This window comes from Pedobacter chinensis, from assembly GCF_003339865.1.
In the GTDB taxonomy this organism is placed as follows: domain Bacteria; phylum Bacteroidota; class Bacteroidia; order Sphingobacteriales; family Sphingobacteriaceae; genus Pedobacter; species Pedobacter chinensis.
The window spans coordinates 25,106-47,094 of the sequence record NZ_QPKV01000006.1 but is presented as its reverse complement, the minus strand read 5'-3'; the positions used below and the strand labels follow the sequence as shown (position 1 = coordinate 47,094).

Sequence of the window (21,989 nt, the reverse complement as noted above, 5' to 3'; positions counted from 1 at the left end):
GATGCCATTGCTGCACGTCGCTATAAAATGCTGTCTAAACTGATCATGGCTCAATATTCTCTATAATTCTGAAATCCCTTCTATTTAATTGAAACGCCTTTGCGTTTTAATTGTTTATTCTTTTAGATTTTATTTCTAACCACAACATAAATCATTATGCCTGTTTATCACAAATTGGGGCAAGTACCAGCAAAACGACATACGGTTTTTCGTAAACCCGACGGAAATCTTTATGCTGAAGAATTAGTTTCGACAGAAGGTTTCTCTAGTTTGTACTCACTTGTTTATCATTGCCACCCACCCACTATTGTAAAACATTTGGGCGAACCCTATAACGTTGAGCCAAAAATTGCCAGAGAGAAACATTTAAAACATACCAGTTTAATTGGTTTTAATATTAAGCCCGAAGATGACTTTTTGCAAAGCCGCAAGCCTGTTTTGGTTAACAGCGATCTGCATATCGTTTTGGCAGCTCCCCGAAAATCAATGACTGATTATTTCTATAAAAACAGTCAGGCTGATGAATTGATTTTCATACACGAAGGATCAGGGAAACTGAAAACTGGTTTTGGGGAAATCAAATTTGGATATGGTGATTATTTGATTATTCCGCAGGGTACCATTTATCAAATGGAGTTTGATAATGAACAAAACAGATTATTTATTGTAGAGAGTTTTAGTCCCTTAAGACCTCCAAAAAGATATCTAAACCAATACGGACAGTTGATGGAACATTCTCCGTATTGTGAACGTGATTTAAGATTGCCTGAAAATCTGCAAACGCATGATGAATATGGCGATTTTAAAGTATTGATTAAAAAACAAGGGCTCATATACCCATATACTTATGGAACACATCCTTTTGATTATGTAGGTTGGGATGGCTATCATTATCCGTATGCCTTTTCAATTCATGATTTTGAGCCTATAACCGGCCGTTTACATCAACCGCCACCAGTGCACCAAACCTTTGAAGGCCACAATTTTGTGGTTTGCTCTTTTGTGCCACGTAAATATGATTACCACCCGGATTCTATTCCAGCGCCATATAATCATAGCAATGTAGATAGTGATGAGGTGCTTTATTATGTGGATGGCGATTTTATGAGTCGCAAAAGTGTTGTAAAAGGTCAAATTACCTTACACCCGGGAGGAATTCCACATGGGCCGCACCCGGGAACGGTAGAAAAATCAATAGGTAAAGAAAAAACGGATGAATTAGCAGTGATGATTGACCCTTTTAAACCACTAATGCTTACACAAGAGGCACTGGATATTGAGGATGAAAATTATCACAAAAGCTGGCAGATTAATATTGAGTAAAAATTAGCCGGAGGTCGGGAGACCGGAGTCCGATGATATGAAATAAAAAATAGCAACGACACCAAAAGTCGAAGGTCGGGAGACTGGAGTCCGATGATATGAAATAAAAAATGGCAACGACACCAAAAGTCGGAGGTCGGGAGACTGGAGTCCGATGATATGAAATAAAAAATGGCAACGACACCAAAAGTCGGAGGTCGGGAGACTGGAGTCCGATGATATGAAATAAAAAATGGCAACGACACCAAAAGTCGGAGGTCGGGAAACCGGAGTCCGATGATATAAAGTTAAAATAACACATTGATTAACATTTGTATAATTTGAAATAAAATCTTCCGACTTCGGACACCCGACTTCGGACTTTAAAAACTTAATCTTCGGCCATCCGACTTCGGATTCCGAACTATCAAAAAAATATGGAAACACTAACATTCGCAGAAAAAATATCTAAAGCACAGGATTTTCTGCCTATAAACGGAACAGATTACATTGAATTTTATGTAGGAAATGCTAAACAGGCAGCTCATTATTATAAAACCGCATTTGGTTTTCAGAGTTTAGCCTATGCAGGCCCTGAAACCGGAGTTCGTGATCGGGCTTCGTATGTATTACAACAAGGAAAAATCAGATTAATTTTAACCACCGCTTTGAAATCAGACCATCCGATTTCAGAACATGTGAAAAAGCATGGAGATGGTGTTAAAGTACTGGCACTTTGGGTAGATGATGCTTACAGTGCATTTGAAGAAACAACAAAACGTGGTGCAAAACCTTATATGGAACCCAAAACCTTAACAGATGAAAATGGCGAGGTTAGGATGAGCGGGATTTATACCTATGGGGAAACGGTTCACATGTTCATTGAACGTAAAAACTACAACGGAACATTTATGCCTGGTTACCGTAATTGGGAGTGCGACTACAATCCTGCTGATGCAGGACTTCTTTATATTGATCATTGTGTTGGAAATGTGGGCTGGAATCGCATGAATGAAGCCGTACAGTGGTATGAAGATGTAATGGGCTTTGTAAATATCCTCTCTTTCGATGATAAACAAATCAACACTGAATATTCTGCATTGATGAGCAAAGTAATGAGCAATGGTAACGGCTATTCTAAATTTCCGATTAATGAACCCGCAGAGGGCAAAAAGAAATCGCAAATTGAAGAATACCTGGAATATTATGAAGGTGAAGGCGTACAGCATATTGCCGTAGCAACAAAAGACATCGTAAAAACCGTTAAGGAATTAAAATCCCGAGGTGTGGAATTTTTAAGTGCGCCACCCGAAGCTTATTATGATATGATGCCTGAGCGTGTTGGTAAAATTGATGAAGAAATCTCTTTATTGGAAAGTTTAGGAATTTTAGTTGATTGTGATGAAGAAGGTTATTTACTTCAAATATTTACCAAACCTGTTGAGGATCGCCCTACTTTATTCTTCGAAATTATTCAGCGTAAGGGTGCACAAAGTTTTGGAGCAGGGAATTTTAAAGCTTTATTTGAATCCTTAGAGCGTGAACAGGAATTGAGAGGGAATCTTTAATCTATTCAAATTAATGGAAAAGGTTATCGTAAAATGAGCACATTAAAATTTTTATCGAAATTTTATTTCTTATAATGGCAGGGGCTTTGTGAAGTTACGGATTTTTAGCGTTGATTGAAATTTAATAGAATTACTACTGGTCATTCCAGCACTTCTGTTCACTAGAAATCCGTGATCCATCATTTCACAAAGCCTTTTTAACAAAATGTATTATATTTTTATTGCTAATTCTAAATGTCCTCCAAACCCCTTTTCGATGATTCTTTGTAGTGTCGAAATGCGAATGTCTTTAATGTTGTTTTCAATTCGTGAAATGTAACCTTTGTTTGTACCGACTTTTTCGGCAAGTTCTTCTTGTGTCATCCCCATTTCAAGACGTGCCTGTTGCAAAATAAAACCAAGTTTAAACTCTTCGTATCCTTTTTCAAAGATATCACGTTTTTTAGTCCCCTTTTTACCATATTGTTCATCAACAAATTGGTCAAGAGATTTCAAGTCTTTATTTTTTACCGTTTTCATATTCTTCTTTTATTTTTAATGCTTTTTCAATTTCCTGTTTTGGCGTTTTCTGTGTTTTCTTCTGAAAACCATTTGCTAATACAACTAATTTTCCTTCATCAAAAAAACAAAAAATCCTAAAGATGTCGCGTCCTGACTGAACCCTGATTTCATACAAGCCATCCGTTCCTTCAAGATGTTTCAAGTATTCTGTAGGAACTTGTGATATCGTTTCAATTACTCTAAGTGTCCAAACGATTTTTTCTTTTACTTTCTGTTTTTGCTTTTCATAAAAATCAGAGAAATAATCTTTGTACAAAAATACCTGTCGTATTTTCTCATTTTTCATATTGGCATAAAGGTAATGAAGGTTGTCTTATAATACAACTTTTAAGGGCTGATTTTTTGAAACCAATGTTAATTGAAGTTATTCTATATTTCCAACATTTTGCAGTATAAACTTACTTTTGCCGTTACGTTGTTAACATCACATTTTCAGGAACTTTTTCCCTCTAAACGTAATCACAACAGTATTTGACTGTTTAGCAGAATACAGATATGAATCTTCTTCACTAAAACTTCATAATTGAAATGCACCTTTGAGATAACGAAACATAAGAAGCGATTTCCGTTTTGTTAAATTCTAAAAACTCATAATTAGTTTTTTAGTTTTCCGGTTACCCTTATCTGATACCTCATGTATTGCAAAATGCATGAGGTTTTTTTATGCTGTTATTCTGTACTTTCCTTTAACATTTGATAAAGATCGGTAGCGCCTCCATCAAATTTAGTTCCATTAACATAAAAAGATGGAGTGCCGTTTACGCCGCTTCTAACACCACTTTCAAAGTCATCTTCAACTTTTTGTTTAATTTCATCTGATAAAGAATCTTCTTGGAATTGTTCAGTATTCAAGCCAATTTTTTCAGCCAGTTCATTAAAAAGCTGATCAGTTAAACGGTATTGATTTTCATAGATTGCATCATGCATTTCCCAAAATTTATCTTGTAAAGCGGCGGCTTCAGCTGCAATTGCAGCCGGATAAGCCAGTTCGTGCGATTTTTGCAAAGGAAAATTGCGAAACACAAATTTGATCTGATTACCAAAAGCATCTTGAATTTCTTTTATTATTGGATAGGCATCTCCACAATATGGACATTGATAATCACCAAACTCAACAATAGTTATTGATGCAGAATCAGAACCTTGTACATGATCCTTACTATTTACCTCAGGTTTTAGTGTACTCATTGTTTTTATTTTTTATCCAACGCTTCTAATGCTTCCAAAATCCCATCAGCGCCAGGATTTACAGCAGTTGGAGACAGATAACTCCAGACGATTTTTCCTTCTTTATCAATGACGAAAAGCGCCCTTTTACTTTCGCCCAGCTTTTCATCATAAACGCCATAAGCTTTTGATACCGCTCCTTTTGGTTCAAAATCGGCCAGTAAAGGGAAATGTAGCTTTCTATCTTTTTCGAACGCCAGATGACACCAGACACTATCCACAGAAACTCCAAATATTTGAGCATCATGCTTAGTGAAGTATTTGAGCATTTCATTATAAAGTGCCATTTGGTCACTACAAACAGGGCTCCAATCTGCCGGATAAAAAGCAAGTATTACATTTTTACCAAGAAAATCTTTGAGTTTTATTTTTTGATCAGGAGTAGCATTCAATTCAAAATTGGGTGCTTTTACGCCTTTTTCTAACATATCTTCGGTTTTAAATTAAATCTTTTTACTTTAACAGTTAGGAGACGCTGGTTGTTTGTCATTAAGATATCAAAGACTTAACCTAATTTCTGTCGTTTAATTAAATATGATTGAAGAACCGGATAAAATCCTTCATTCATATCAGCATCAACGAGGTCAATTTTATACTGTGCACATTTCAATGCAATTTGTTGCCTGTACCTTGAAACTGCCGCTGTATAGTTATCTTTTACCTGATTGGTATGCACCTTAATCATATCGCCTGTTTCCATATCGATAAACTGATAAGGACGGTTTTCAAATTCGAAATTAACTTCTTTTGATTGATCAACTACATTAAAAACCACCACTTCGTGCTTGTTGAATTTCAAATGCTGCAGCGCATCAAAAAATTGATCCGTTTTTTCAGAACTGGTTTGTGTATTAAATAAATCGCTAAAAATAATCACAAGAGAACGCTTATGAATAAGCTCAGCAACCTGATGTAAAGCCTCACTCAAATTAGTTTGTGCATTAACTTTTGGCTTGTGCAATAAATCTTCAAGCTGCGTAAACAAATACTTTTGATGTGCCGTGGTAGATTTAGCCGGAGAATTGAGCAGAATTTCTTCTGTAAATAAGCTTAAGCCAAAAGCATCGCGTTGTTTTCTAAGCAAATACATTAACGATGCCACTGCCTGAATCGAGAAGGTAAGTTTATTGCTTTTAGGTTCAGGGAAATACATTGATGAAGAAACATCAATTACAAACTGGCAACGAAGATTGGTTTCTTCTTCGAATCTTTTACTGTAAAGTTTATCGGTTTTGGCGTAAAGCTTCCAATCGATATTTTTAACATTATCGCCATTGTTATACTGTCGATGTTCAGCAAATTCAACCGAAAAACCATGAAAAGGACTCTTATGTAATCCGGTAATAAATCCTTCAACCACTTGTTGGGCCAATAGCTCAAGGTTACCGTAGCTGGTTTCATTTCCGTAGTTTATAGTCTGCATAACGTAAATCTATAAAATATCTGTTCAATCTTTATTCTTTGAAACCCTTTTTATACTTTGCGGCTGCAAAATTAAACCTCATGAATAAAAAAAATTATCGCTTATTAAGTTTTATCGTATTTTTAAGTCTCATAACAACTACAGGAGCTTCAGCAACGCTGATTATAGAGATTATTAAAGTTTTTAAAACGGAAAATGTTACCAATCTTTTCAGCTTTATTTTTGTTTTGGTCATCTTCTTTATCCATGCCACCAGAAATTTACCAATGCAAAAACCAGAAGATATAGACTTACCTAAATTCAGGAAGTTTATTAATTCCATCCTGACATCAATAGGTATTTTTTTTTGTTTATTAACAATCTTACAAGTGGGGTATTTATTCGGATTTTATCAGAAGCCTGTTAATTCAGGTATTTATGTTGGAAGTATTTTATTTACCCTGCTATACATCTGGATGAACAGGATATTATCCAAATTTATCAGAATAAGCAGCATAGCTACTAAATACTAAGTAACTATCATAGCGTTATTAAGCAAGAAGCCCGGATTTGAAAATTCAAATCCGGGCTTCTTGTTAGGTTCTATTTACTTTTTCGCTATTCGGTAAAGATTTCCATTATCGGTTACCACATAAAAAACACCATCTTTCTCTACTAAATCGCGGAAACGTTCTCCTTTACCCGCTAATAACCGTTCTTCGCCAACAATTTTATTGTCTTTGATAACCAATCGGCTAATGTGCGAGCCACTTAATCCGGCAACAAACAAGTTGCCTTTCCATTCTGGAATAACATTGCTGTTATAAAATGCCATTGAACCTGGAGAAATTACCGGATTCCAGTAATAAACGGGTTGTTCCATTCCTTCCTTTTGTTGAATCCCATCGCCAACTTTTTTGCCACTATATTCTATTCCATAAGTAATAATTGGCCAGCCATAGTTTTTCCCAGGTTTAATGATATTAACTTCATCACCACCTCTTGGTCCAAATTCTGCTTCCCATAAATCACCGGTTTGTGGGTTGATCGCTAATCCATCAGGATTACGAAGTCCGTAAGCATAAATTTCCGGCCTTGCATCTGCCTTACCTGCAAAAGGTCCATTGGGAACAGGCTTCCCATCTGTTGTTAAATGAAGAATTTTTCCAAGTGATGAGTTTAAATATTGTGCCTGAATTCTGATTTCCCGATCTGAACGTTCGCCTGTGCTTACAAAAAGATTTCCGTTCTTATCAAAAACAATTCTGGAACCATATTGAAGCTTACCAGTATGCGCTGGCGTAGCTCGGTAAATAACTTTTTGGTTTTCTATCCTGGTTTCATCTGCAGATAACTTTCCTTTTGCTATTGCAAGTAAAACGCCTTTATCCTGTGGTTCTGAATAAGCCCAATAAACCATCCTGTTTTTAGCAAAATCAGGGTCTAAAGTAACATCCAGCAAGCCTCCTTGTCCGGAAGCATCAACTTTAGGCAATCCTGTTATTTTTTTACTCAACTTACCATCAGCTGTAAGAATTACCATAGTTCCTTGTTTTTGAGTAATTAAGAAACCTCCATTTGGAAGTACAGAAATTGCCCAGGGATTTTCTAATTTTCCATTTATAATGGAAATATCCAATGGAGTTTTAGTTTTAACACCTGCAACACGGGTTTGCCCTTCAAAAGCAGGTTTGAAATCGGCAGTTGGATCATTGGTTTCTACCGGACTTTGTCCTGAAACACAAACTATATTTGCACAGTTTATTGCAAATGCTGCTAATAAAATACCTAATGTTTTGTTAGTGAATAGGTTCATAGGAGTAAATTGATTTTAATTAAAGAAACAAAAATATTTCTGCATAAAAAAACCTGAATCCAATAATTGAACTCAGGTTTTGTAATATGTTAGTGAGGTTTATGTTTGGAATTGACCTTACACCTTCAACCTCTTAATCTATGCTCTTTTTAAGCAATTTGCTTATTTAATTTTTCTGCCAATACTGATTTTGGAACAGCGCCAACTTGCTTGTCAACAACCTGACCATCTTTAAAGTATAATAAAGCTGGAATGTTACGAATACCAAACTGCATAGAAATTTGAGGATTGTTATCAACATTCACTTTTCCTACAACTGCTTTACCATCATATTCTTTAGCGATTTCCTCTACAACTGGTCCTACCATGCGACAAGGGCCACACCACTCTGCCCAAAAATCTACTAATACGGGTTTATCTGATTTTAATACAAGCTCCTCGAAGTTTGCATCTGTGATTTCTAATGCCATAATTAATTTTTTTTATGTTCAAATATATGTATTCAATTGTAATGCCACTAACAGTGTAATGTCAATTTGACATTACTTTGAGGTTAAAGGCTTCAAGGTAGAAGGTTGGAAAATATAAGGGCAGAGGGTTTGGAGCTTTAACCTTTCGCCTTCTACCTTAATTAAGCTTATAATTTACAACATTCAATCCTACTAATTGTTCTAAGAACTTATTGTTGGGATTTATTTTTAAATTCTTTGATGGCAAATCTAACATAATTTGCTTTTCACTATCAAAAACCGCAAAGTTAAGTTGACAGTTTTGTTGGTCAGAATTTGCCTTATTGTCTGCTAATATGGTTTCAATCTCACGCATTAACTCATCATTAACACGTTCTATCGGCACCTGAATTGTTAAACTCTTTGCTAATTTATCCCTTAATTCAGACATTAAATTAATTGCTGTGATTTTGAATTCCCAATCTCCGGCCTTACCAAAACGTTCACCAACCCGGCCCCTGATCTGCAAGAAATATCCCTCTGTTAAAAACGATTTGAACTTCAAAAAATCTTCACCAAACAAAGCCATTTCACAGGCATCATCATAATCTTCAAAAACAAATGTGCCGAATGGTTTTCCTGTTTTCGTAATTCTTTGCGATGCTGAAACCACTAACCCACCTACACAAAGCTCACGGTTTTTCAGCTTATCAAATTCAGCTAAAATTTCTTCATTAGAATCGCCCATTCTCACTTTGTTAATGATACTGAGTTGTTTTACACTATGCGTACAGAATCGGTCGAGTTCTAGCTTATAATTATCTAATGGGTGGCCAGAAAGGAAAATTCCAATAGCATCCTTTTCGTATTTCAATCGATCCATTAATGCCCATTCTGGCGAAACAGGTAAAGTTGGCTCCAAAATTAAATCAGCTTTCGAACCCCCGAATAACGAAGCTTGTGAAGTACTTTCATTATTCTGAAAATCATTGGCGAATTTGATGATCTTCTCAATGCCGTTCATTTTATCGTTCGGACCGATATAAAAATATTGCGCTCTATGCCCACCAAAAGCATCAAAAGCACCGCTGTAAACAAAACTCTCGTAAGCTTTTTTATTTACAATACGGGTGTTAGAGCGTTTTGCAAAATCATAAACCGAAGCATATGGGCCGTTTTCCAATCTTTCTTCAATAATACTTTCTACCGCCTTTTCACCTACACCTTTAACTGCCGACATGCCAAAACGAACCTCGCCCTTTCCATTTACAGAAAACTTCAAATCAGATTCGTTAACATCAGGGCCCAGTACCACAACACCCATTTGGCGACATTCTTCCATGAAGAAAGCCACCTGTTTAATATCGCTCATGTTGTTGGAAAGCACAGCGGCCATGTATTCTGCCGGGTAATGTGCTTTCAGATATGCAGTTTGGTAAGCAATCCATGCATAACAAGTGGAGTGTGATTTGTTAAACGCATAAGAAGCAAATGCTTCCCAATCTTTCCAGATTTTCTCTAAAATTGATGCATCATGCCCTTTTTCAGCCGCCTGCTTTACAAATTTAGGTTTCATCTTATCCAGAACGTCTTTCTGTTTCTTACCCATTGCCTTACGCAAAACATCGGCCTCACCTTTGGTAAAACCAGCCAGCTTTTGCGATAAAAGCATTACCTGCTCCTGGTAAACCGTTATACCATAAGTTTCTTTCAGGTATTCTTCACAAGCATCTAAATCGTACTTGATCTCTTCTTCCCCATTTTTACGGCGCACGAAACTCGGAATATATTCCATCGGCCCGGGGCGATACAAAGCATTCATGGCAATTAAATCATCGAAAACCGTAGGCTTTAACTCTTTCATGTACTTCTGCATGCCCGGACTTTCATATTGAAAAATCCCTATGGTTTCGCCGCGTTGAAAGAGTTCATAAGTCATTACATCATCAATTGGAAAAGTATCGGGATCGAGCAAAATGCCATGTCTTTTCTTTACCAGTTTAACGGTATCCTTAATTAAGGTTAGGGTTTTTAAACCCAGGAAGTCCATTTTTAATAAACCGGCGCTTTCTACAACCGAGTTATCAAACTGGGTAACATATAAATCAGAATCCTTTGCGGTAGCTACAGGAACGAAGTTTGTAATATCATCAGGCGTAATAATCACACCACAGGCATGAATTCCGGTGTTTCTTAACGAACCCTCTAAAACCTGTGCCTGTTGAATGGTTTCGGCGCTTAAATCTTTTAAAGCGCCCATGGCTTTCAATTCCTGCACCCGCTCATATTCATCCGGGCGTAAAGCTTCTTTTAATGTTTTCTCATCAAGATTGAAGATTTTTGCCAGTTTCATGTTTGGAATCAACTTGGCAATTTTATCAGCCTCAAACAAAGGCAAATCCAATACTCTCGCCGTATCACGAATGGATGATTTCGCAGCCATCGTTCCGTAAGTAATGATTTGCGCTACCTGACTTGAACCGTATTTGTTAATAACGTATTCCATTACCCTTCCACGGCCCTCATCATCAAAATCGATATCAATATCGGGCATAGAAACACGATCTGGATTCAGGAAACGCTCAAAAAGGAGATCATATTTAATCGGATCGATATTGGTAATCCACAAACAATAGGCAACTACAGATCCTGCAGCCGAACCACGACCAGGGCCAACAGAAACATCTCTTCTACGCGCCTCGGCAATAAAATCCTGCACAATTAAGAAATAACCGGGGTAACCTGTTTTCTCAATTGTAGCCAATTCAAAATCCAAACGCTCTGTAACCTCTGGCGTTAATTCACCATACCTTATTTTTGCACCTTCATAAGTTAAGTGTCTTAAAAATTTATTTTCACCACGTTTTCCGCCATCAACCTCATCTTCAGCAACTAAAAATTCAGATGGGATTTCGAATTTAGGCAAGAGCACTTCACGGGCAAGTTTGTAAGTTTCAATTTTATCAACAATCTCTTGTATATTTAAAATCGCCTCGGGCAAATCAGTAAAAAGCGCCTTCATTTCGTCACCCGATTTGAAATAATATTCCTGATTTGGTAAGCCATAACGGTATCCGCGACCACGACCTATTGGTGTTGCCTGTTTCTCGCCATCCTTTACGCAAAGCAAAATATCGTGTGCATTTGCATCTTTTTTATTGATGTAATAAGTATTATTAGTGGCCACTAATTTTACCTCATGCTTTTTAGCCAAAGAAATTAAAGATTCATTTACACGATCTTCATCTTCCTGATGGTGACGCATAACCTCAATATAAAAATCATTACCAAACCGTGATTTCCACCAAAGCAAAGCCTCTTCGGCCTGATTTTCGCCCAGATTTAAAATTTTATTTGAAATTTCACCGGAAAGGTTTCCAGATAATACTATAATATCATCTTTATATTGCTCTATTACCTGTTTATCAATGCGGGGAACATAGTAAAAGCCTTTTGTATAAGCAATAGACGACATTTTTGCTAAATTGTGATAGCCTTTTTTGTTCTTTGCCAATAGCACCATCTGGTAACCATTATCTTTAGCCGTTCTATCCAAATGGTTATCGCAAACAAAAAACTCGACACCTACAATTGGTGTCATCACTACCTCGGTTGGACGTTGCCCTGCCTCAATCGCTTCCGCGTTTTTCGCCTCAGCAGCTTTATTATGATTTAAAACAGCGTTCACAAAATGAAAGGCTCCCATCATGTTGGCATGATCTGTCATGGCTACGGCTGGCATTTTCTGTGCTGCCGCGGCTTTTACCAGTGCCGGAATACTAATGGTACTTTGCAATACCGAAAATTGTGTATGGTTGTGCAGGTGAACGAAAGTTGCCGCAGCAAGTTCCTCTTTATTTTCAGCAAGTTCTTGTTTAGAAACGCCTCCACCTTCTGTTTTTTGCAGGCGTTTCCTAATCTCATCAGATGCTGATTTCAGATTAACATGAGGAATACCAAAAGCTGGAATTGAGCCTGGGTTAAATTCTCTAAAACGAGGAAAATATTCTGCATCTACTAGAAGCTCTTCCTTTTTGAAAACCTCCTTTTTAATCAACTCTAAAAAGCAACGTGTGGTAGCTTCCACATCGGCAGTAGCATTGTGTGCTTCATTAAAAGGCACACCGAATAAATAAGAGTGTAATTCGGTTAAGGTTGGTAATTTAAACTTTCCGCCCCTACCGCCCGGGAGCTTCAAAAGTTCTGCAGTAACTTCGGTACAAGTATCCAGAATTGGCATCTCTGCCATGCGATTTTCCACCCCGAAGCGATGAAATTCGCAACCCATGATGTTAACATCAAAGCCTACATTTTGTCCAACAATAAATTTGGATTTTGATAGAGCGATGTTGAATTTCTCCAATACCTCCTGAAGAGCAATTCCTTGTTCGGTAGCTAATTCGGTAGAAATCCCATGAATTCTTTCTGCATCGTAAGGGATGTTAAAGCCCTCAGGTTTAACCAGATAATCTTGATGTTCAACCATCCTGCCCATCTCATCGTGAAGTTGCCATGCGATTTGGATACAACGCGGCCAATTATCCGTATCGGTAATAGGGGCATTATAATTACGTGGCAAACCTGTGGTTTCAGTATCAAAAATTAAGTACATATTATGCGGTAAAGAATTAGCCGTTGAAGAATAATAACGGTTCTTCAAAAATAAGGAATTTGAGGCTTGAAGTTGTCAGGATTTTATCAACAATAAATAATGAGCGTGGCAATCTCCTTTTTGCAACAATGACGATCAGACTGACAAAGTTTGCTCAATCACAACCCAGCGAAACTTCGTAAGTCAGCATTAACATTTTGAAACGCTCGTCATTTTTAATAAAATTTGAAAATATGATAAACCTAGAATACGAACTGAAAGAGCCTGGAGAGGAAGTGAAGCAATCGTTCTGCAATTGGATCACATCGCTAAACAGATTGCTTCGTTGTTCCTCCCTGCAATTTTTACAGCATTAAATCAACAATGAGTGAATTTTGAATACATAAAGTTTGTAAAAGCGTTTCATAAGCTCATATTTGTTTTTATCTTCGATTGATAATTAACACAGCAAACCTTTAAATAAAAATATATGAAAGTAACGGTTGTAGGTGCAGGCGCAGTTGGCGCAACTTGTGCAGATAATATTGCCAGAAAAGAATTAGCAAACGAACTTGTTCTGTTAGATATCAAAGAAGGTTTTGCCGAAGGTAAAGCTATTGATATGATGCAAACCGCTACCCTTTTGGGCTTTGATACAAAAATTACTGGTGTAACTGGTGATTACAGTAAAACTGCAGGTTCTGATGTTGTCGTGATTACTTCTGGATTACCTCGCAAACCTGGCATGACGCGTGAAGAACTCATAGGCATTAATGCAGGCATTGTTAAAGGTGTTGCAGAAAATATTCTAAAATTTTCTCCGGAAGCGATTATTATTGTCATTAGTAATCCGATGGACACCATGACTTATTTAGCATTGAAATCTTTAGGATTGCCTAAAAACCGTATCATTGGTATGGGTGGCACTTTGGATAGTTCACGCTTTAAGTTCTACCTCTCACAGGCTTTAGATTGCAACCCGAATGATTTGCAGGGCTTCGTAATTGGTGGCCATGGCGACACCACCATGATTCCTTTAACTCGTTTAGCAACTTATCAAAGTTTACCGGTTAGTAATTTGTTAGATCAGGCTACCCTTGATAAAGTTGCTGCCGATACGATGGTAGGTGGTGCAACACTTACGGGATTAATCGGCACATCTGCCTGGTATGCACCTGGAGCAGCTGGAGCAGCTTTAGTGGAAGCAATTTTACGTGATGAGAAAAAATTATTTACCTGCTGCGTTTCTCTTGAAGGTGAATACGGCCAGGAAGATATTTGCTTGGGCGTTCCGGTAATTATTGGCCGCAGCGGCTGGGAAAAAATCATTGATTTTAAACTAACCGATGAAGAACAGGCTGCATTTAACAAAAGTGCCGATGCCGTTAGAAATATGAATAGTGTTTTAGCAGATATGAAATTGGTGTAAGCATAAACTTTGGTTAACTGTACAAACTGATTGATCGTTACCGTACAGCTAACCAATTGAACAATTAACCGATTAACCAATAATGAGAACAATCACTGTTCCTTTAAAATCAATCAATTTACAAGACGACGGCTTCCACCTTTTGGTAGAAGTTGTCGTTTTTAAAGAAAAGCATTTTGCTGTTTTGGATACAGGCGCATCGAGAAGCGTATTTGACAAATCACTTATTGAACAACACCTCTCAGAAACACTACAGGTATCAGAAGAAATAAATGCCGCAACATTATTTACCACTACCACAACTATCCAGGCAACTATCCCGGAAGTAGGGTTAGGATTGCTTAAAATTAAAAATTACGAAACCGTTGCTTTCGATTTGCAATCCGTTAGCGAAACCTATCAGCAATTTGGGCATCCACCAATTATGTGCATTATTGGTGGCGATATTTTAATGCAGTATAAGGCCATTATCGATTACGAGAACCTCACACTCAACCTTCATAAATAAGTTCAAACTATTTTATGATGATCATCATTTTTTGCAAAATCATTTTAAGTGATATTTGTACCAAATGAAGAAGAACATCACCGTTTTTTGCATTATTTTTTGGGCCGGATTAATTGCGGGAATCAGCTTTTTAGAAGCTCCGCTGAAATTTCAAGCTCCCGGAATTACCATTCCTTTAGGTTTGGGCATTGGCCAGTTGGTATTTCAGGCACTGAATAAAATTGAATTGGCATTACTTGCCATTATTCTATATTGCACCTATCCATTCCAACTCTCAAATCTAAAAAGATTTCTTCTGTTAATCATCCTGCTGTTGCTGTTAACCGACACCTTTTGGTTGTTGCCATTACTGGATGAACGGGCAAAACTGGTTTTAAGCGGCACAACTCCTCCAGAAAGCCATCATCATATCCTATATATCATTATTGAAATTATCAAATTCTTATCATTGGTTACCCTTGGCTTTTTAAATTTAAAAGATCTTAATGATGAAAAACGACATTAATTGCAGAGAAGATATTATTCTTCTGGTTGATACATTTTACAATAAAGTTCAGAAAAACAATAAAATTGGGCCAATTTTTACCGAAGTGGCAAAAGTAAACTGGGCTCATCACTTACCCAAAATGTACGATTTTTGGGAGAGCATTCTTTTCGGAAAGGCAATTTATAAAGGCAACCCTATGTTAACACATTTCGCATTGAATAATAAAACACCATTAAAAGAAACAGAATTCAATACCTGGAAAGAGATTTTTTTTGAAACTGTAGATGAATTATTTACGGGTCAAAATGCAGAAATCATCAAACAAAAAGCACAATCAATAGCTGATTTAATGCACTTTAAATTAAATTCTCCTAAACAAAGAATCAACATCGTTTAAATATTCATTTTGATATAAACTGGTTTCTTTATAAATTTAGTTAACCAAACTCATCAATATGAAATTTTTAAAAATCTTAATCGGAATCATTGTTGTACTGGCAATAGTATTTGTTGTAGGTTCATTCTTTTTACCGAAAACCTACTCCGTTTCCCGCTCAACAGTAATTAATGCCCCAGATAGTGTGGTGTATAAAAACATTGCAGATTTTAACGAATTCTACAAGTGGAATCCCTGGGTTAAAATGGAACCTACAGCCAAAACAACGTTTACAGGTACCCCAGCAACTCCGGGCCATGTATACGAATGGAAAGGTAAGGAAACAGGTTCAGGCTACATGAAGATAATCAAAGTAGAGCCTGGTAAATTGGTTGATATGGAATTGAAATTTATTGAGCCATTTGAAAGTTTAGCCAATACCAAATTTGATATTATACCAGAGGGAAGTAGCAATAAAGTGACCTGGACCATGAGCGGCGAAAATAACATGATCGGCAAATGGATGTGTGTTTTTGTTAGCATGGATAAAATGATTGGAAAAGATTTTGAAGACGGACTAAAATCTTTAAAAGAAAAATCAGAAAAAGAAATTTAACTTCAACATCTTTTTGACGAGGGCGTTCAAAAAAGCAATTTCTAGTGAACACAGGGGGATGGGAAATTATTGAAACAGATCGTTATGATCGGAATTTCTACATCGCATTGCACTGGTTCAATAACGAAACTGGATTTTTGATCGTCCTCTTTATTTTTAACTTATATTATGGCAGGCAAACATTTATGTCGTTATTGCGTTAAAAAAGCAATGATTTCTACAATCTATGATCAGTAGATTTTGTTATTTGCGAATTTTTAGATTATTTGCCTCTGCATGAATTTATTACTAGTAGAAGATGAGCCGAGTGTAGTTTCTGTTATTTCCAGGGGCTTAACTGATGAAGGCTTTACCGTTAGCATAGCACCAGATGGCTTGATAGGAAAGCAATTGGCGTTGGAAAATCAATTCGACCTTATTATACTAGATATTATGCTTCCAGGCATAAATGGATTAGAACTGTGCAAAATAATTAAAGCAGAAAAACCTAATGTTCCCGTCATTATGCTTACCGCACTGGGTACCACCGAAAATGTGGTTAATGGTTTAGATAATGGTGCTGATGATTATTTAATTAAGCCTTTTAAATTTGCAGAACTTTTTGCCCGGATAAGAATGTTGCTACGGCGGTATAACGGAGCGGCAACCCTCGATCAAATCATAAATATTGCCGATTTACAGATTAACCTGAGCGCAAAGACCGTTAAGAGGAACAATGAAGATGTTGTGTTAACAGCCACAGAATATCGCTTGCTTGAATATATGGCCAAGAATAAATCAAAAATCCTTTCGAGAATAGATATTTTGGAGAGCGTTTGGGATATTGATTTTAATTTAGGCACAAATGTAGTGGATGTTTATGTGAACTATCTTCGAAAAAAGATAGATAAAAATGCCAATCAAAAACTTATTCATACCGCTGTTGGCTTGGGTTATGTGTTAAAGGACAAATAATGGAGATAACCAAGAAAATCACTATACTTTTTGCTATACTTTCTGCAGTGATTATCTCATTACTGAGTGGTTTTGTTTGGTATTTTTCAAACGAATTTGCCTTTGAAGATTTTTATAAACGTTTGGAAGCAAGGGTAAATATTGCTGCTCAGATTAAGCTATATGAAGATGATAACAATAACGTTTACGCGAAAATGCGCAACCAGTATCTTGAGCGTTTACCATCAGAAAGAGAATTTATCATTGATGCCGATAAAGCAGGAAGCAATGTAAACAGAGAACTTCCGAGCAGTTTTTATAATCGGTTAAACAATGGGGTTATGGCCAGATATCGTGTAGAAAACCACTTCTACGCGGGAAAACTTTTCAAAAACAATAACAAAAAATATATAGTAATTATTTCAGCTAGCGACCCTTTTGGATTCAGGGAATTAAAAGAACTCCAAAAGATATTAATCATTGGATTTTTTCTCTCTGTAGTATTATCATTTGTTGTGGGCTGGAAGTTTTCTGATTATATGCTCACGCCTTTAAGAAATATAATTAAAAGCGTTAAAAAAATCAAAGCAGAGAATTTGCACATGCGCCTGGAGGTTAAGAATGGCAGTGATGAAATGTCACAATTGGCACAAACCTTTAACAATATGCTAAATCGTTTGGAAACCGCATTTGAAACACAGAATAATTTCATCAGCAATGCCTCTCATGAGCTGAGAACTCCACTAACCATTATCATCGGAGAAGTTGAACTGGCGATGAAAGCAAGCAGCGATCCGCAAAAACAACATCTTGCCCTGGCTAAAATAAAAGATGAAGCCGAACGATTAGAAAACATTTTAACAAGCTTACTTGGTTTGGCACAATCTGGTTTCAACGGAAAAAATCAACCCTGGGAAGAAGTAAGAATGGACGAATTGCTTTGGGAAATTAAACAATCTGTTAACCAGGTCCATCCGGAAAGTAAAATTGAGATTGATTTCAGTAAGCTTCCACAAGATGAACAATTGCTTACTTTGCGGGTAAATAAGAACTTAATTAAGCTGGCTCTTACTAATATTGTAAGTAATGCCTGTAAATATTCTGATGATAAACTAGTCAATATCAGCATTCAAACCACGGTAAATGCGTTATCTATCGCTGTTACCGATCAGGGAATTGGAATTCCACAAACTGATATTCAACATATTTTCGAACCTTTTTATCGTGCATCAAACACAAATGACTATAAAGGTTATGGTGTTGGATTGCCATTATCACTTAATATCGTCAGGTTACACCGGGGTAGCATTGCCATCAAATCACAAGAAGGCGTAGGTACTGAAATTAAAGTATTACTTCCAAATAAGTAATAATTGGATTTAAGATTCATCAACGTTTTTGATAAATTCACTAATCAAACATCCATAAATCATTGTTTTACAACCTGTATCTCTACGTTTTAAATATTCTAATCTCTTTCTAATCTTACTCTTATTCCGCTGTAATCTTACTGGGCTAAACTTGTATTAAATATTAATTACTTAAAAGATCAAGCCATGAAAACAGTATTAGTACCCACAGATTTTAATTTAGAAAGTACCAGAATTATCGATGGTTTAACGCAAACTCAGCCTGATGAAACGCTAAACATCATATTTGTACACGCATTTAAGTTATCAGATTCTATAACTGATATGTTAATGTTAAGCCGCAGAAGCAAAGATTATGAAAACATCAGCGATGAATTTTATCAGCTTCTAAATGAGTATAAAGGAAAATACTCTGATCAGATAAATACAATTGGAGTTGAATATTTTTACGGGAGCACAACAGCCGCTTTTAAAAATTTCATAGAAGCTTTTGATGTAGATTGCATTGCTTACCCTAAAGATTATAGCTTCAAACCAATTAACAAATTTAGCATCGATCCAAAATTTTTGACTGCACGTTCTGGTTGTGAAACAATAGAATTGAACATTATGACGGTTCATAACCAGGAGAATCTGATCGAAACTAAAATTCAGGAAAACGAATTACAAGTAGCAAATGCTTAATACTCACAAATAAAAATTTAATAATATGCTGTTACGAAATAATATTCCGCTCACCTATATATTTGGAAAGATCAAAAAAGAACTACTTTTTGTAATTGCTTACTCAATTGGAATTGTTGTTCTGTATCAAAATTTTCATGTTACCCGAATTTCAATCCCGGTCGCTGTGCCAGCTTTATTAGGAACAATAATTTCTCTTTTGCTGGCCTTTCGTTCCAACCAGGCTTACGATAGATGGTGGGAAGCAAGGATACTTTGGGGTTCCATAGTTAACGATTCCAGGTCTCTTTCCCGCCAGATATTGTCTTTCGTTGAAAACCCTTATGGTTTAGATGAAGTAGAAGCTTTTAAAGAACGTTTCATTAAAAGGCAAATAGCCTGGTGTTATGCGCTAAGTCAATCATTAAGAGGTTTTAATCCGCGTAAAGGCTTGGAAGAATATCTTAGTGCAGATGAACTTGCATTTATTAAAAAACGCAAAAATGTAACGACAACATTGTTAGAGTTGCATGCGATGGATTTAAAACGTGCCTTAAATGAAGGTTGGATCAATAAATATCAGCAGATTGAACTTGACAAAACACTTTGTGCCTTATGTAATCATATGGGTGGCTCTGAACGTATCAAAAACACAGTGTTTCCTGTTACCTACAGCAAATACATCAACATGTCCATTCATTTGTTTATCGTGTTATTACCTTTCGGATTAATTGAATATTTCGGTTACATGGAAGTACCATTGGTTGTTGCAATTGCTGCATTCTTTCTTCTGGTTGAGAAAATGGCTGTCCACCTTCAGGATCCATTTGAAAACAAACCGACCGATACCCCTACAACTACCATTTGCAGAAACATTGAGCGCGATCTTTGTCAAATGCTTGATGACAACAAGATATATGAAGATAAACCTCAAACGGAGTTAGCCCCGGTTGGTTCTTATTACATCTTATAAAAATCTTAATTCTTAGTTCTATTCCAGGTTTGGAATGGTTAGTTAATAAAATAAGTCTTCTCTCTGGATGGAGAGAAGCTTATTTGATTTTATTTAAACCTGATTGCTTTTAAAGGAGAAACCTTACTGATTAATAAAGAAGGAATAACAAGCACAGTTAAACAAACCACTACCGTAACTACATTTAAGGCCAATACGTCAATGAAATGGAGTTCAATTGGTGCATAAGATAAAAAATAAGATGACTGATTAAGTGTAAAGATATGCGTTGCCTGCTGAAAAAAACCTAAACCCAAGCCTAAAACATTACCTAACAATAAGCCAATACCGATTAAGTAAGCGGCATTATAGAGAAAAATCTGCATAATGCTCCAATTACTTGCTCCAAAAGATTTGAGCATCCCGATCATATTGGTGCGCTCTAAAATCATAATTAAAAGTGCGGTAACCATATTAATTACTCCAACAATAAGCATTAATATGAGTAATACCTTAGTATTAACATCCAATAGACCTAACCATGTAAAAATGTTGGGGAAGTTTTCTTTTATAGAGAAAGAACGTAAATTTTGAGGCAGGTTCTCGAAAATTCCTGCTGATACATCTCTTATTTTTTTAAAATCTTTAATTCTAATTTCAACACCACCAATTTCATTGGGTTTCCAGTTATTTAATCGTTTAATAATATTCAGGTTTCCAAGCACAAAACTTTTATCAATATCTTCAACTCCAATATCATAAATACCCACAATTTTGAACTTTCGGGGCCTCAATTGATTTTGAACAAAATACATGATGAAATCATCGCCTGTTTTAAGCTTTAATCTGTTTGCCGTATAATTGGAGATCAATAATTCCTGCATGGCAGCAGTGCTATCTGAAAAATCAATTATAGTTCCACTGATAATATGCTTTTTAATATAATCCCAATTATAACTTTTATCAACACCTTTAAAATTAATCCCTTCTATTTCATCATTGGCAGATAATATGGCTGGTTTCGTGGCAAAAGGATAAAAATATTCTACATCAGGATTTTGTTTTAGTGAGGTTGTCGTTTCATGATCCAAAACAAATGGTGAATGTTCAAAAGAATTGTTTAAATCGTAACGGGTAATCTGAACATCACCTAAATAACCCCGTACTTTATCCTGGATTTCAGTTTTAAATCCTTTAATAATAGCGACAGACAGAATCATAACGGCCAGGCTAAGCATTACACCTATAATGGCGATACGAACAATGAGCTTAGAAAAAGTTCGTTCTGATTTTACGGCAATTCGCCTTGCTATGAAATATTCGAAATTCAATTTAATTAATTTGTAACAGCAAAAATGCTTAAATCCTTTTTAAAAATGGCATATATTTGGAATAATAATGGCCAATACATGAGTAATAAATCATTAAAATATTTTACTGTAGATTTACTCATGCCAGAGACTTAAATTTATCTTTAAATATGAAACCATCATGATTTTCCCAACGTCATCAAGGAAATGATTAAACCGAGCCTTGCGAGTTCTTGAACACCAAAGCAAACCGAGTTTACGAGCTCATTAATACCATTGAAAACAATGGAGGAAATATTAATAAATTCAAAACCTGTAAAAAATCATGATAGCTTCATTACCAACGAAAACAATATAAACAAATGAAACCATCAGGTTTATTCATACCGCACAGCGGTATGAATAAACCTGACAGCTTCATCACAATTA

At 36.2% G+C, this 21,989-nt stretch carries 21 protein-coding genes; 12 read left to right on the top strand and 9 right to left on the bottom strand.

Annotated features, from left to right (window positions below):
• Positions 1–156: 156 nt before the first annotated feature.
• A complete protein-coding gene (locus tag DU508_RS14410; RefSeq protein ID WP_115403518.1) occupies positions 157–1,323 on the top strand; it encodes a homogentisate 1,2-dioxygenase in 1,167 nt (388 codons plus the stop codon).
• A gap of 416 nt (positions 1,324–1,739) precedes the next feature.
• The gene (gene hppD / locus DU508_RS14405) at positions 1,740–2,870 is read left to right on the top strand and encodes a 4-hydroxyphenylpyruvate dioxygenase (protein ID WP_115403517.1); all 1,131 of its coding nucleotides are present in this window, start codon (positions 1,740–1,742) and stop codon (positions 2,868–2,870) included.
• A gap of 210 nt (positions 2,871–3,080) precedes the next feature.
• Here hppD and DU508_RS14400 read toward each other — a convergent pair whose 3' ends face one another.
• The 5 genes from DU508_RS14400 to DU508_RS14380 form a co-directional block, all read right to left on the bottom strand.
• The gene (locus DU508_RS14400) at positions 3,081–3,389 is read right to left on the bottom strand and encodes a helix-turn-helix domain-containing protein (RefSeq protein WP_115403516.1); all 309 of its coding nucleotides are present in this window, start codon (positions 3,387–3,389) and stop codon (positions 3,081–3,083) included.
• Positions 3,370–3,717, bottom strand: coding sequence for a type II toxin-antitoxin system RelE/ParE family toxin (locus tag DU508_RS14395; RefSeq protein ID WP_115403515.1), 348 nt, complete (start codon positions 3,715–3,717; stop codon positions 3,370–3,372). Before DU508_RS14395 ends, DU508_RS14400 begins: the two co-directional genes overlap by 20 nt.
• Positions 3,718–4,100: 383 nt before the next feature.
• Entirely contained in the window at positions 4,101–4,619 is a 519-nt protein-coding gene (locus DU508_RS14390) for a DsbA family protein (RefSeq protein WP_115403514.1), read from the bottom strand.
• 5 nt (positions 4,620–4,624) lie between these two features.
• A complete protein-coding gene (locus DU508_RS14385; protein ID WP_115403513.1) occupies positions 4,625–5,086 on the bottom strand; it encodes a redoxin domain-containing protein in 462 nt (153 codons plus the stop codon).
• 77 nt (positions 5,087–5,163) lie between these two features.
• Positions 5,164–6,081, bottom strand: coding sequence for a DUF58 domain-containing protein (locus tag DU508_RS14380; RefSeq protein WP_115403512.1), 918 nt, complete (start codon positions 6,079–6,081; stop codon positions 5,164–5,166).
• Between the two features lie 80 nt (positions 6,082–6,161).
• Here DU508_RS14380 and DU508_RS14375 point away from each other — a divergent pair, with 80 nt between their 5' ends.
• Entirely contained in the window at positions 6,162–6,593 is a 432-nt protein-coding gene (locus tag DU508_RS14375; RefSeq protein ID WP_115403511.1) for a hypothetical protein, read from the top strand.
• A 74-nt stretch (positions 6,594–6,667) separates the two neighbouring features.
• On the opposite strand, the gene DU508_RS14370 is transcribed toward DU508_RS14375, so the two are convergent.
• The 3 genes from DU508_RS14370 to dnaE all read right to left on the bottom strand — a co-directional run bounded on the left by DU508_RS14370 (position 6,668) and on the right by dnaE (position 12,937).
• The gene (locus DU508_RS14370; RefSeq protein WP_115403510.1) at positions 6,668–7,876 is read right to left on the bottom strand and encodes a PQQ-dependent sugar dehydrogenase; all 1,209 of its coding nucleotides are present in this window, start codon (positions 7,874–7,876) and stop codon (positions 6,668–6,670) included.
• Positions 7,877–8,025: 149 nt separating this feature from the next.
• On the bottom strand, positions 8,026–8,346 hold the full coding sequence (gene trxA, locus DU508_RS14365) for a thioredoxin (RefSeq protein WP_047797638.1): 321 nt from the start codon (positions 8,344–8,346) through the stop codon (positions 8,026–8,028).
• 157 nt (positions 8,347–8,503) lie between these two features.
• Complete coding sequence (gene dnaE / locus DU508_RS14360) at positions 8,504–12,937, bottom strand: DNA polymerase III subunit alpha (RefSeq protein WP_115403509.1); 4,434 nt, start codon at positions 12,935–12,937, stop codon at positions 8,504–8,506.
• Positions 12,938–13,406: 469 nt separating this feature from the next.
• Here dnaE and mdh point away from each other — a divergent pair, with 469 nt between their 5' ends.
• From mdh to DU508_RS14315, 9 genes are all read left to right on the top strand, one after another.
• On the top strand, positions 13,407–14,345 hold the full coding sequence (mdh, locus tag DU508_RS14355) for a malate dehydrogenase (RefSeq protein WP_115403508.1): 939 nt from the start codon (positions 13,407–13,409) through the stop codon (positions 14,343–14,345).
• Positions 14,346–14,427: 82 nt separating this feature from the next.
• The gene (locus DU508_RS14350; RefSeq protein ID WP_115403507.1) at positions 14,428–14,853 is read left to right on the top strand and encodes an aspartyl protease family protein; all 426 of its coding nucleotides are present in this window, start codon (positions 14,428–14,430) and stop codon (positions 14,851–14,853) included.
• Between the two features lie 64 nt (positions 14,854–14,917).
• Complete coding sequence (locus tag DU508_RS14345; protein ID WP_115403506.1) at positions 14,918–15,358, top strand: hypothetical protein; 441 nt, start codon at positions 14,918–14,920, stop codon at positions 15,356–15,358.
• A complete protein-coding gene (locus tag DU508_RS14340; protein WP_233509597.1) occupies positions 15,339–15,737 on the top strand; it encodes a group III truncated hemoglobin in 399 nt (132 codons plus the stop codon). The genes DU508_RS14345 and DU508_RS14340 overlap by 20 nt, the downstream gene beginning before the upstream one ends.
• Before the next feature lie 58 nt (positions 15,738–15,795).
• Positions 15,796–16,332: an SRPBCC family protein gene (locus DU508_RS14335; protein ID WP_115403504.1), complete on the top strand. Its 537-nt coding sequence runs from the start codon at positions 15,796–15,798 to the stop codon at positions 16,330–16,332.
• A 276-nt stretch (positions 16,333–16,608) separates the two neighbouring features.
• On the top strand, positions 16,609–17,286 hold the full coding sequence (locus DU508_RS14330; protein ID WP_115403503.1) for a response regulator transcription factor: 678 nt from the start codon (positions 16,609–16,611) through the stop codon (positions 17,284–17,286).
• Complete coding sequence (locus DU508_RS14325) at positions 17,286–18,635, top strand: sensor histidine kinase (RefSeq protein WP_115403502.1); 1,350 nt, start codon at positions 17,286–17,288, stop codon at positions 18,633–18,635. The genes DU508_RS14330 and DU508_RS14325 overlap by 1 nt, the downstream gene beginning before the upstream one ends.
• A gap of 186 nt (positions 18,636–18,821) precedes the next feature.
• Entirely contained in the window at positions 18,822–19,319 is a 498-nt protein-coding gene (locus DU508_RS14320; protein WP_115403501.1) for a hypothetical protein, read from the top strand.
• Between the two features lie 25 nt (positions 19,320–19,344).
• Positions 19,345–20,271, top strand: coding sequence for a bestrophin family protein (locus tag DU508_RS14315; protein ID WP_115403500.1), 927 nt, complete (start codon positions 19,345–19,347; stop codon positions 20,269–20,271).
• A gap of 89 nt (positions 20,272–20,360) precedes the next feature.
• Here the strand turns inward: DU508_RS14315 and DU508_RS14310 are convergent, their stop codons facing one another.
• Complete coding sequence (locus tag DU508_RS14310; RefSeq protein ID WP_115403499.1) at positions 20,361–21,581, bottom strand: ABC transporter permease; 1,221 nt, start codon at positions 21,579–21,581, stop codon at positions 20,361–20,363.
• Positions 21,582–21,989 lie beyond the last annotated feature (408 nt).

What these genes read in the sequence shown, in the direction of transcription:
- DU508_RS14410 (WP_115403518.1), top strand. Translation starts at nt 157, where the DNA reads ATGCCTGTTTATCACAAATTGGGGCAAGTACCAGCAAAACGACATACG.
- hppD (WP_115403517.1), top strand. Translation starts at nt 1,740, where the DNA reads ATGGAAACACTAACATTCGCAGAAAAAATATCTAAAGCACAGGATTTT.
- DU508_RS14400 (WP_115403516.1), bottom strand. Translation starts at nt 3,389, where the DNA reads ATGAAAACGGTAAAAAATAAAGACTTGAAATCTCTTGACCAATTTGTT.
- DU508_RS14395 (WP_115403515.1), bottom strand. Translation starts at nt 3,717, where the DNA reads ATGAAAAATGAGAAAATACGACAGGTATTTTTGTACAAAGATTATTTC.
- DU508_RS14390 (WP_115403514.1), bottom strand. Translation starts at nt 4,619, where the DNA reads ATGAGTACACTAAAACCTGAGGTAAATAGTAAGGATCATGTACAAGGT.
- DU508_RS14385 (WP_115403513.1), bottom strand. Translation starts at nt 5,086, where the DNA reads ATGTTAGAAAAAGGCGTAAAAGCACCCAATTTTGAATTGAATGCTACT.
- DU508_RS14380 (WP_115403512.1), bottom strand. Translation starts at nt 6,081, where the DNA reads ATGCAGACTATAAACTACGGAAATGAAACCAGCTACGGTAACCTTGAG.
- DU508_RS14375 (WP_115403511.1), top strand. Translation starts at nt 6,162, where the DNA reads ATGAATAAAAAAAATTATCGCTTATTAAGTTTTATCGTATTTTTAAGT.
- DU508_RS14370 (WP_115403510.1), bottom strand. Translation starts at nt 7,876, where the DNA reads ATGAACCTATTCACTAACAAAACATTAGGTATTTTATTAGCAGCATTT.
- trxA (WP_047797638.1), bottom strand. Translation starts at nt 8,346, where the DNA reads ATGGCATTAGAAATCACAGATGCAAACTTCGAGGAGCTTGTATTAAAA.
- dnaE (WP_115403509.1), bottom strand. Translation starts at nt 12,937, where the DNA reads ATGTACTTAATTTTTGATACTGAAACCACAGGTTTGCCACGTAATTAT.
- mdh (WP_115403508.1), top strand. Translation starts at nt 13,407, where the DNA reads ATGAAAGTAACGGTTGTAGGTGCAGGCGCAGTTGGCGCAACTTGTGCA.
- DU508_RS14350 (WP_115403507.1), top strand. Translation starts at nt 14,428, where the DNA reads ATGAGAACAATCACTGTTCCTTTAAAATCAATCAATTTACAAGACGAC.
- DU508_RS14345 (WP_115403506.1), top strand. Translation starts at nt 14,918, where the DNA reads ATGAAGAAGAACATCACCGTTTTTTGCATTATTTTTTGGGCCGGATTA.
- DU508_RS14340 (WP_233509597.1), top strand. Translation starts at nt 15,339, where the DNA reads ATGATGAAAAACGACATTAATTGCAGAGAAGATATTATTCTTCTGGTT.
- DU508_RS14335 (WP_115403504.1), top strand. Translation starts at nt 15,796, where the DNA reads ATGAAATTTTTAAAAATCTTAATCGGAATCATTGTTGTACTGGCAATA.
- DU508_RS14330 (WP_115403503.1), top strand. Translation starts at nt 16,609, where the DNA reads ATGAATTTATTACTAGTAGAAGATGAGCCGAGTGTAGTTTCTGTTATT.
- DU508_RS14325 (WP_115403502.1), top strand. Translation starts at nt 17,286, where the DNA reads ATGGAGATAACCAAGAAAATCACTATACTTTTTGCTATACTTTCTGCA.
- DU508_RS14320 (WP_115403501.1), top strand. Translation starts at nt 18,822, where the DNA reads ATGAAAACAGTATTAGTACCCACAGATTTTAATTTAGAAAGTACCAGA.
- DU508_RS14315 (WP_115403500.1), top strand. Translation starts at nt 19,345, where the DNA reads ATGCTGTTACGAAATAATATTCCGCTCACCTATATATTTGGAAAGATC.